Genomic DNA, 9,739 nt, shown 5'->3' with positions numbered 1-9,739 from the left:
TCTCGACCTGCAGAAACAGCCAAGTCGACAGCAGGGATCACGGCTTAACTACGCGGCCTTGGCCCTTGTCCTGGCGAGCGGATGGATCGCCTGCCGCGCCTGGCTGTACATCACCCTTGAACATCGACGGCATACCGCCGACAAGTACGAAGTCGATCAAAGATCGAAGAAGAGCTGGGCGGCCTTCGACCGATGGAAAGAGAAGCTGGCCGACAAGCCTGACGACCGGGAAATATCCGCCTGGCTGGACTGCGACCGGAAAGTGCTGCTGGACGAGGCGTTGCAACACTACAAGCTGACCATGAGCAACGTCATTGCTCACGCATTCATCGAAGCACCCGTTCCCTCGATTAAGCGTGCCCGGGTGCTGAATGGGCCTTGGCGCTATAAGAAATACCAGCTTCTGGTCTTCCTTCTCACCGTGGACGGAGTGCGCCAGCTCGCCGTCACCCTCGACTTCGAGCGGGGTACGTTCCACGACCGGCAGCGGACGAACTACCGCTTCGAAGCGGTCGCGGCCGTACGAGTAAAACAGACAGATAGCGATGAACGGACTTTCGAGCTCGCGCTCGTCGACGGGCAGAAGATCACTGTTCAGGTGACAGGTCCGGGAATGGAGGAGCTTCAGCAGGGCGAGAAGCCTGGAACGGTGTCCGAGATGACGCTGGATGCTGCAGGTCTTCGCCATACTCTGCACGTTCTGGAGGGGATTGCCGCGGAAGGGAAGGAGTGGATTTCGCATGAGCGCAGGCGTGGAGAGGAGCGAGCGGGGAAACTCGCATCCGCCATGCAGGGCTCCGAGTCCTGACTGCGAATGATGCAGCCGCCGCATTTTCTTTCAGGATCAAGATGTTCGGATGGGTGATACCGCCGGGACGAAGCAGAACAATCAAGAACGCCAAGATTGTGGCACTCCGTCGTGATGCGACGGTGTTGCGGTATCAGACCCTTGTTCCGTGCCGAACCGGGCTGCGGCGCAGGGCCTGAGCGATTCGACCGCCTGGTTGTTTTCAGTGTTGAGAGGTCGGCGGGGTCTCTCTGCCGCCGAGGGCATGAGAGGGCAGGGGTGCTCGCAGAAGCACTGCGGGCTCGGAAGGCGCTGTGACGGACGAGGACGGAGGGTCGCACTCCTGTCGATCATGGTGTGTGCACGGTCCGTGCACGCGAGCACGCCAGGAGCACGCAGGGGCCGGAACTTCATTCCAGAAGAGACCTGTCCTCCGAGTTTCCCCAGGTCAGGCCATGATCAAAAGCGCGCCCTGCAGGATTCGAACCTGCGACCGTCGGATTAGAAGTCCGGTGCTCTATCCAGCTGAGCTAAGGGCGCTCCTGCCTAATTGTGCATGATCCGGCGAGTGCCCATGCATCGGTTTTCCCACCGTGTCAGGAAGATCACTCCGCGGGGGCGCCGGAGTGCCCTCCCGGCAGGGGAGCAGAGCCGGAGAAGTACGAGGTCGAACAGGGTGGAAGGAGGCGAGGCGGTGGCGGTCCGGCTGTCGAGCGGTCTTTCAGTGAAACAGGTACCGGTCCGGCCGGAACAGGCCCGACCACCGGACGGGCCGGTCTAGGCTCAATTGCCATGTTCGTCGCCACGTCCCACGAGGAGATCCCTCTGCTGGGCGGCGATGTGACGGAGGGCGTGGTGCGCGTCGGGGAGACCGTGCGCAGGCCCACCCGGCCGTCCACGCCGTCCGTGCACGCGCTGCTGCGACATCTGGAGGCCGAGGGTTTCGACGGCGCGCCCCGGGTGGTGGGCCTCGACGAGCGAGGACGGGAGATCCTCACCTATCTCGACGGCGAGTCCGGAGTCCGGCCGCTGCCGGAGTACGCGGTCACCGACGAGGCTCTGGCGGCTCTGGCCGGTCTGCTGCGGCGCTTCCACGACGCCGCCGAGACCTTCCGGCCGCCCCGCGACGCGGTCTGGGAGGACGGGTCCAACGACGATCGGGCCCCAGAACTGGTCGGCCACTGCGATGTCAACCTCGACAACGTGCTCTTCCGGGATGCCCTGCCGTACGCGTTCATCGACTTCGACCTGGCCCGGCCCACCACCCGGCTGTTCGACGTCGTGACCACGCTGCGCCACTGGGCGCCCCTCGCCGACCCCGTCGACCTGGACCCCGTCCAGCGGGAGCTGGAGGTCGGCCCGCGCCTGCGCCTGTTCTGCGACGCGTACGGCCTGCCGCCCCGCGACCGCAGGCGCCTCCTCGACCTCGCCCGCCTCCGCTTCAGCCGCTCCTACGTCATCATGCGCACCAGGGCCGCCGCGGGCGGCGGCTGGGCCCGGATGTGGGACGAGGGCGCGGGGGCGCGCATCCGCAGGGCCGGGGCATGGCTCGACGAGCACCAGGACGAGCTGCATGCCCACCTCGTCTAGCGGGATCCGCGCCCGAAAGAAGCCCGGAGGGATCCGCACCGGGCAGGAGCCGCACCGTCCGGTAAGAACCGCCTCGCCTAGGAAGATTCGCCTTGTCTAGAAGGACCGCCGCACCGGGGAAGAACGCATCGGGAAGAACTGCAGGCGGAAGAACCGCGGACGGAAGGACAGGGAGAGCCGGTGCGCGGGCCCACGCCCTCGGGATGCTCGCCGGGGTCGTGCTCGACGCGCTCTTCGCCGACCCGCGCCGCGGGCACCCGGTCGCATTGTTCGGCACGGCCGCCGCGGCGCTGGAGAAGAGGACGTACGGCGACGCCCGGGCCGCCGGCGTCGTCCACGTCGCCCTCTGCGTCGGCTCCGTGGCACTGCTCGGCGCGGCCGCGTCCCGGGTGCGCGATCCGCTGGCACGGGGGGTCGTGAGCGCCGTGGCCACCTGGTCGGTGCTGGGCGGGACCACGCTGGGGCGCGAGGGCGCGGCCATGGCGTCCTTCCTGGAGGCCGGTGACCTCGCCGGGGCGCGGGGAAGGCTGCCGCACCTGTGCGGGCGCGACCCCTCCCGCCTGGAGCCGCCCGAGCTGGCCCGGGCCACGGTCGAGTCGATCGCCGAGAACACCTCCGACGCCGTGGTCGCGCCGCTGCTGTGGGGGGCGGTGGCGGGGGTCCCCGGGTTGCTCGTCTACCGCGCGGTCAACACTCTGGACGCCATGGTCGGCCACCGCAACGCCCGCTACGAGCGCTTCGGCTGGGCCGCCGCCCGGCTGGACGACGTGGCCAACGCCGTACCGGCCCGGATCACCGGGGTGCTCGCGGCTCTCGGCGCCCCTCTGGTGAGCGGTTCGGCCGGCCGGGCGCTGGCCGTGCTCCGGCGGGACGGCCACCGCCACCCGAGCCCGAACTCGGGCCGGTGCGAGGCGGCGTTCGCCGGTGCGCTCGACGTCACGCTCGGCGGCGTGAACGTCTACGGGAACCGCGTGGAGCACCGGCCGGAGATGGGTGACGGGCCGAAACCCTCGGTCCCGGACATCCGCCGCTCGGTACGGCTGGCGCGCGCGGTAGGGTTCGCCGCTGCGGGACTCGCCGTCCTCGCCGCGCTGCGCGGTTGACCGCCGCGCCGGACCGGACGGGGCCGGCGGGATCGCAGCCGGTGCCGACGAGTGGTGGCCGGCGGGACCGGAGCCGGTGCCGACGGGCGGCGACCGGCGGTGAGGAAGGGCGGGCGGGCACGGGGATGAGAGGCGCGCTGCTGGTCGCCGGGACGACCTCCGACGCGGGCAAGAGCGTGGTCACCGCCGGGATCTGCCGGTGGCTGGCGCGCCAGGGGGTGAAGGTCGCGCCGTACAAGGCGCAGAACATGTCGCTCAACTCCTTCGTCACCGCCGACGGAGCGGAGATCGGCCGGGCGCAGGCGATGCAGGCCGCCGCGTGCGGTCTGGAGCCGAGCGCCGACATGAACCCGATCCTGCTCAAGCCGGGCAGCGACCGGCGCAGCCAGGTCGTGGTGATGGGCCGGCCGCTCGCCGACGTCGACGCGATGGAGTACTGGCAGGTCAAGGACCATCTCCGGGAGACGGCCGTCGAGGCGCTGCGGCGGCTGCGGGAGCGGTACGACGTGGTGGTCTGCGAGGGGGCGGGCAGCCCGGCGGAGATCAACCTGCGCCGGGGCGACATCGCCAACATGGGCCTGGCCCGCGCGGCGGACCTGCCGGTCATCGTGGTCGGCGACATCGACCGGGGCGGGGTCTTCGCCTCGCTCTACGGCACGGTGGGGCTGCTGGAACCCGCCGACCAGGCGCTGATCGCCGGATTCGTGATCAACAAGTTCCGGGGCGCGCGCGAGCTCCTCGAACCGGGGCTGGACATGCTCAGGAACCTGACGGGCCGCGAGGTGTACGGCGTGCTGCCGTGGCTGGACGGCCTCTGGCTCGACGTCGAGGACTCCCTCGCCCTGGACGACCGGCCCGCCGCCGCGGCGCGCACGCCGTACGGCCGGCAGACGCTGCGGGTCGCGGTGGTCCGGCTGCCGCGCATCTCCAACTTCACCGACGTCGACGCGCTGGCCTGCGAGCCGGGCGTGGTCGTGCGCTTCGTGACCTCCCCGGCGGAGCTGGACGACGCCGACCTGGTGGTCCTGCCCGGTTCCCGCGCCACGGTCTCCGACCTGGCCTGGCTGCGGGCCGCGGGCCTGGCGGAGGCGCTGCGCGGCCGGGTCGTGCTGGGCATCTGCGGCGGCTACCAGATGCTCGCCCGGACCATCCGCGACGACGTCGAGTCGGGGGCCGGGCGGGTCGAGGGGCTCGGGCTGCTGCCCGCCGAGGTCGAGTTCGCCGCGGACAAGACCCTGGGCCGACCGGTCGGGAGCGCGTACGGCCACCGGGTGGCCGCCTACGAGATCCACCACGGGACGGTGACCCCCGACGACGGGGCGGAGCCCTTCCTGGACGGCTGCCGGGCCGGGACGGTCTGGGGGACCACCTGGCACGGGGCGCTGGAGAACGACGACTTCCGCCGGGCGTTCCTGCGCGAGGTCGCCGCCGTCTCCGGCCGTGACTTCACCCCCGCGCCGGGGATCTCCTTCGCCGCGCTGCGTGAGGAGCGCCTGGACGCCCTCGGCGATCTCGTCGAGCGGCATGTGGACACCGAGGCCCTGATCCGCCTGCTGGAGGGCGGTGCTCCCAGGGGCCTGCCGGTGCTGCCTCCCGGCGGAGCCCTCCACGAAGCGCCGGATTTCTCGCAGAATGGAGGCATGGACGGTGAACGGTGATGGCCCGGTTCGCGGTGGCGCTCCTCGTCGTCGCCGTGATCGCCGCGGTGGTGTTCGGTCTCGCCCTCATGGTGCGCGCCTCCAGGACGCGCCGCGGACCGGCCCCCGACGACCCCAGGGAGATCCTCAGGCGGCGCTACGCGGCCGGTGAGATCGACGAGGACGAGTACCTCCGCCGCATGTCCGGCCTCTCCCAGGACTGGTAGCCCCTTCACCCCGGGAACCCCGCCTGGTCCGGCCGGCTCCTCGGAACCTCCGGGACGGTGTACGGCCGCCGGCTCCGGCGGAGGCCCGGCGCGCGCCGCCCTTCCGCCGCGCCCGCGCCGCCGTGCGGAGAACGGGAGCGGCGAGGCCGCGGAGGCCGTGTGTTCCGGAACCGGGCAACGAACGCGGGCGCAAGTGTCAAGAACAGGTCATGGTCCGGTGGATCGGGCACAGGGCACGATCTGAGGCATGACAGCGGTAGTGGAGACCGAGGGACTCACGAAGTTCTACGGAAAGCGCCGGGGACTCGAAGATCTCGACCTGGAGATCCGGCCCGGAGAGGTGTTCGGGTACCTCGGCCCGAACGGCGCCGGCAAGACGACCACCATCCGGCTCCTCCTCGACGTCATCCGGCCCACCCGCGGCCGGATGAGCGTGCTGGGGGCGGACCCGCGCGACCCGCGCGTGCGGGGCCGGATCGGATACCTGCCCGGAGAGCTCGCGCTGGAGGGGCGGGAGCGGGCGAGCGAGTACCTCGCCTTCCTGGCCGGGGTGCGCGGCGGCGTGTCCCGGGACCGGATCACGGCGCTGGCCGAACGGCTGGAGGCCGACCTCTCGGTGCCCATGGGCAGACTCTCCAAGGGCAACAAGCAGAAGGTCGGGCTGATCCAGGCGTTCATGCACGAACCGGAGTTCCTGATCCTGGACGAGCCGACCGGCGGCCTGGATCCGCTGGTCCAGCAGGAGTTCCTCGCCATGGTCCGCGAGGTGCGCGCGAGCGGCCGGACCGTGCTGATGTCCTCGCACGTGCTCGCCGAGGTGGAGGACGTCGCCGACCGGGTCGGCATCGTGCGGCGGGGGAGGCTGGTCGCCGTCGAGGACGTCGCCGCCCTGCGGGAGAAGGCGGTGCGCCGGGTGGAGTTCCACTTCGACGCCCCGGTGCCCCGCGAGGAGTTCGAGGGCCTCCCCGGCGTACGGGACCTGAGGGTCGAGGGTGCGAACCTGAGCTGCACCATCGACGGCCGCCCCGACGCGCTGATCAAGGCGGCGGCCCGGTTCACCGTGGTGCACCTGGTCAGCGCCGAACCCGACCTGGAAGAGATCTTCCTGACCTACTACAGCGAAGAGGAGGCCCACCATGCCCGCGCTGGTGTCCAAGAGCCTGCGTGACCACCGCAGGTCGCTGGTCCGCTGGACGGTCGGCATCAGCGCGTTCTTCGCGCTGTACCTGTCGTTCTACCCCAACATCTCCCAGAACCAGGAGCTGTATGGGGATATGGCCCTGAAGAAGTTCCCCGAGGCGATGCGCGACCTGATGGGCGGGCTGACGGGTTTCACCACCGGGGTCGGCTATCTGCACGGCGTGGTCTACCAGCTGTTCGGGCCGATGCTGTTCGTCGTGTGCGCGGCGGTCCTGGGAAACCAGGCGATCGCCCGCCCCGAGGAGTCCGGCACGCTGGAGCTGACCGTCACCCTTCCGATCGACCGCAGGCGGCTGGTCTTCGAGCGGTTCGCCGCGCTCGCCCTCGGGCTGCTCGGCGTCGCGGCGGCGACGTTCCTGCTCGCCTGGGGTCTGTCGGCCGCCGTGGACATGGGCGTCGCCTTCGACAGGATCCTGGCCGCGCACACCGGGATCTTCCTGCTCGGCCTGCTCTTCGGCGCGCTGTCGTTGGCGGTCGGCGCCGCCGCCGGCCGCAGGGGCCCGGCGATGGCGGTCGTCGGCGTGGTCGCGGTCGGCGGCTACATCGTGGAGACCATGGGCAAGAACGTGGACGCGGTCTCCTGGCTCCGGTGGGTCTCGCCGTTCCACTACTACCTGGACGGAAAGCCGCTCTATCAGGGCTTCCCCGCCGGGGACTATCTCGTGCTGGCGGGCGCCGCCGCCGTGCTGCTGGTCGTCGCGATCCTCGCCTTCGACCGGCGCGACGTAGGGGTGTGATGGACGGGGCCGCCGGGGTGCCCGCCGACCTGCTCGGCGGGCACCCGCGGATGCTGAGCGAGGCCGCCGCCACCGGGCGGCTGCCCGGCAGGGAGGCGCTCGACGGCTACCGGGCGGCGGGGGCGCGGGCCGCCGAGCTGGGCCTGCCGCTGCGGGAACTGGTCGACGCCGCCCTGGCCATGGCCGAGACGGCCGTCTCCGGGCCGTCCGGTCCGGGATCATCCGCGCCCGGAGACTCAGGTCTCGGCGGGTCCGCTTCCGACCCGGCCGCTTCCGACCCGGCCGCTTCCGACCCGGCCGCTTCCGACCCTGTCTGGCCGGGGCCGTCCGGGCAGGGACGGACGAAAGGGGCCGCCCCGGCGGTGCTCTCCGCGCTGAGGCGGGCGGTCTCCGCGCTGATGGAGGGCTATGAGAACGCCCAGCGCCTGGCGATCCGCCAGGAGGAGGCCGCCCGCCGGGAGTTCGTCGACGACCTGCTGCACGGGCGGGCCGACCGGCTCGCCGAACGCGCCGAGCACTTCGGCCTCCGGCTGGCGGAGTCCTACGTGGTGGCGGTCGCCCGCCCGGCCGGATCCGTGCGGGCGGGTGGAGGGTCCGCTCCCACCGGGTCCGGCGGCACGGGGACCGGGTCCGGTGGGACCGGGCCCGGTGGGAAGGCGGCCGCGCCCGATGCCGCGCGGAACCCGGGACTGCGGGACGGCGATCCGGTGGCGAGGCGGATCGAGGAGGCGCTGGTCGCCCGGTTCGGGTCGCACAACGTGCTGGTGGCGGTCCGGGACGGGCTGCTGGTGTGCGTCGCGCCGGGCAGTCTCTCCGCCGCGACCGGGGAGTTCACCCACCACGTGCGGCAGGCCTTCGAGCCGGGTTGGTGCGTCGGTGTGGGCCGGGCGCACCGGGGGCCCGGTGGGGTCGTCGCCTCCTACCGGGAGGCGGGCAACGCGATCGAGCTGGGCGACCGGCTCGGGTTGCGGGCGCCCGTCCTCAAGGCGGCCGACCTGCTGGTCTTCCCGGTGCTGCTGCGGGACCGCGAGGCCATCGACGACCTGGTGACGACCGTGCTCAGCCCACTGCTGGAGGCCCGGGGCGGGCCCGGACCGCTGCTCGACACGCTGGAGGCCGTCTTCGCCGTCCAGGGCAACCAGGCCGCGGCCGCGCGAAAGCTGGGCGTCAGCACCCGGGCCGTGACCTACCGGCTGGAGCGGATCCGCCGCCTCACCGGCTTCTCGCCCGACGACCCCACCCAGCGCTTCACCCTGGAGACGGCGGTGCTGGGCGCCCGCCTCCTCGACTGGCCCGCTCAGCCCCTCGGACCGGTGGCGCGGGCCTGAGAGCCGGAGACGGGACCGGAGACGGCGGATGAGCTCTTTCATCGGGCCCTCCTGGTTCGTCGAGTCCTTCTCGGAAGGACGGGGCGTCGGCGTATTCGACGGCGGGTTCGGGGATGAGCGGGCCACCGGTCCGGGCGTCGACGCAGAAGGCAGCGTGCGTCTCCGTACCGCTCAGGGACCGGAGCTCACCGTCCCGGATGGACCAGCTGCGGACGATCTCGAGGGGGAGATCGGTGGCGGGATCGGTCCTCCGGGTGCGGAAGCGCATGATCAAGCTGCCTCGGGCCCTCACCGCGCGGGCGAGGACGAGCATCTGGGCGAGCACCAGGGGATCTTCTCCGCGCAGCAGCGTCTTGTTCGGGCGGACCTCGATCTCGGCCGAGACCTCCAGCGGATCGCCCCGCCCGGCCTCCACCAGGCAGGTCAGGACGTGCAGGCCCGGCCCTTCGCGGCTCAGCAGCCACAGGAGCAGATCGGCCGTGTGCTTCCGCGCCGCCATGACCTGTCCGGCCGGGACGCGGGCGAGATGTCCCTCGATCCTGGAGGACAGTCTGCGCGCCCTCTCCCGGCGGGCGAGCACGGCGACGAACTCATCGATGGGCTCGCCCCGGTAGGCGAGGGGGTCACCCTCCTCGCACACCAGCGCGGCGTACCGGGCCCGGCTGGCGGCATCACCGGGATCCAGCCCCGCTTCCCGGCAGAGAGCGAGGTATTCCCCGAGATCGAACGCCTCCGCCACCACCTTGCCGGACGCCCGCATGGAGCGCATGTCCCGCTCACATGAAGCCAGATAGCCTGCGTAGTCCCGGTGGACGAGGGAACCGTGACCGCGGAGCGCGGCGAGGTCGCGCTCGTCGGTCAGCAGCGCCACCCCCAGCGCGGGTCGTCCGCCCGGCGACCTGCCGGTCCGGTGCCGTGACGACCGGCTGTGCTTGTTTCCCATCCCCGCCCCTTCCGCCCGGACGGCAAAAGTAGCCGTGCCGCCAGGGGCGGTTCTGGTGCACGGTGTTCCCTGGGGACAACCCCACCGCATACGGCTCCCTGTGGATAACCGTCCCATCCCGGCGAAAGAATGATCGTTTCCCGGGAAGTGCATGTGACGAGCGCGGGCGGACGACACGTACTTCCCG

General features: G+C 71.6%; 8 protein-coding genes, 1 tRNA gene and 1 pseudogene. 8 read left to right on the top strand and 2 right to left on the bottom strand.

The features are described 5' to 3' along the window. A pseudogene (locus tag IEZ06_RS25885) lies at positions 1–808 on the top strand (hypothetical protein); the annotation flags it as partial. A gap of 445 nt (positions 809–1,253) precedes the next feature. Here the strand turns inward: IEZ06_RS25885 and IEZ06_RS25880 are convergent. Then, positions 1,254–1,327: transfer RNA gene (locus IEZ06_RS25880), tRNA-Arg, on the bottom strand. 252 nt (positions 1,328–1,579) lie between these two features. Here IEZ06_RS25880 and IEZ06_RS25875 point away from each other — a divergent pair. The 7 genes from IEZ06_RS25875 (at position 1,580) to IEZ06_RS25845 (ending at position 8,609) form a co-directional block, all read left to right on the top strand. Then, positions 1,580–2,377: a phosphotransferase gene (locus IEZ06_RS25875; RefSeq protein WP_189239279.1), complete on the top strand. Its 798-nt coding sequence runs from the start codon at positions 1,580–1,582 to the stop codon at positions 2,375–2,377. A 92-nt stretch (positions 2,378–2,469) separates the two neighbouring features. Next, positions 2,470–3,480 carry a cobalamin biosynthesis protein gene (locus IEZ06_RS25870; RefSeq protein WP_189239278.1) on the top strand — a complete coding sequence of 337 codons (1,011 nt, stop codon included), beginning with the start codon at positions 2,470–2,472 and terminating at the stop codon, positions 3,478–3,480. 125 nt (positions 3,481–3,605) lie between these two features. After that, the gene (locus IEZ06_RS25865; protein ID WP_189239277.1) at positions 3,606–5,138 is read left to right on the top strand and encodes a cobyric acid synthase; all 1,533 of its coding nucleotides are present in this window, start codon (positions 3,606–3,608) and stop codon (positions 5,136–5,138) included. Then, positions 5,138–5,344: an SHOCT domain-containing protein gene (locus tag IEZ06_RS25860; RefSeq protein ID WP_189239276.1), complete on the top strand. Its 207-nt coding sequence runs from the start codon at positions 5,138–5,140 to the stop codon at positions 5,342–5,344. The genes IEZ06_RS25865 and IEZ06_RS25860 overlap by 1 nt, the downstream gene beginning before the upstream one ends. A 247-nt stretch (positions 5,345–5,591) precedes the next feature. Beyond that, positions 5,592–6,512 (top strand): ABC transporter ATP-binding protein, encoded by a 921-nt coding sequence (locus tag IEZ06_RS25855; protein ID WP_189239275.1) that lies wholly within the window; start codon positions 5,592–5,594, stop codon positions 6,510–6,512. Continuing rightward, positions 6,481–7,281, top strand: coding sequence for an ABC transporter permease subunit (locus tag IEZ06_RS25850; RefSeq protein ID WP_189239274.1), 801 nt, complete (start codon positions 6,481–6,483; stop codon positions 7,279–7,281). The genes IEZ06_RS25855 and IEZ06_RS25850 overlap by 32 nt, the downstream gene beginning before the upstream one ends. Next, complete coding sequence (locus IEZ06_RS25845) at positions 7,281–8,609, top strand: PucR family transcriptional regulator (RefSeq protein ID WP_229798687.1); 1,329 nt, start codon at positions 7,281–7,283, stop codon at positions 8,607–8,609. Before IEZ06_RS25850 ends, IEZ06_RS25845 begins: the two co-directional genes overlap by 1 nt. On the opposite strand, the gene IEZ06_RS25840 is transcribed toward IEZ06_RS25845, so the two are convergent. Further along, on the bottom strand, positions 8,530–9,552 hold the full coding sequence (locus tag IEZ06_RS25840) for a DUF8829 domain-containing protein (protein ID WP_189239273.1): 1,023 nt from the start codon (positions 9,550–9,552) through the stop codon (positions 8,530–8,532). The genes IEZ06_RS25845 and IEZ06_RS25840 overlap by 80 nt on opposite strands. Between the last annotated feature and the right edge of the window lie 187 nt (positions 9,553–9,739).

This window comes from Planomonospora antibiotica (assembly GCF_014647955.1).
In the GTDB taxonomy this organism is placed as follows: Bacteria; Actinomycetota; Actinomycetes; order Streptosporangiales; family Streptosporangiaceae; genus Planomonospora; species Planomonospora parontospora.
This window is presented reverse-complemented; position numbering and strand designations above follow the sequence as displayed.

What these genes read in the sequence shown, in the direction of transcription:
- IEZ06_RS25875 (WP_189239279.1), top strand. Translation starts at nt 1,580, where the DNA reads ATGTTCGTCGCCACGTCCCACGAGGAGATCCCTCTGCTGGGCGGCGAT.
- IEZ06_RS25865 (WP_189239277.1), top strand. Translation starts at nt 3,606, where the DNA reads ATGAGAGGCGCGCTGCTGGTCGCCGGGACGACCTCCGACGCGGGCAAG.
- IEZ06_RS25860 (WP_189239276.1), top strand. Translation starts at nt 5,138, where the DNA reads ATGGCCCGGTTCGCGGTGGCGCTCCTCGTCGTCGCCGTGATCGCCGCG.
- IEZ06_RS25855 (WP_189239275.1), top strand. Translation starts at nt 5,592, where the DNA reads ATGACAGCGGTAGTGGAGACCGAGGGACTCACGAAGTTCTACGGAAAG.
- IEZ06_RS25850 (WP_189239274.1), top strand. Translation starts at nt 6,481, where the DNA reads ATGCCCGCGCTGGTGTCCAAGAGCCTGCGTGACCACCGCAGGTCGCTG.
- IEZ06_RS25845 (WP_229798687.1), top strand. Translation starts at nt 7,281, where the DNA reads ATGGACGGGGCCGCCGGGGTGCCCGCCGACCTGCTCGGCGGGCACCCG.
- IEZ06_RS25840 (WP_189239273.1), bottom strand. Translation starts at nt 9,552, where the DNA reads ATGGGAAACAAGCACAGCCGGTCGTCACGGCACCGGACCGGCAGGTCG.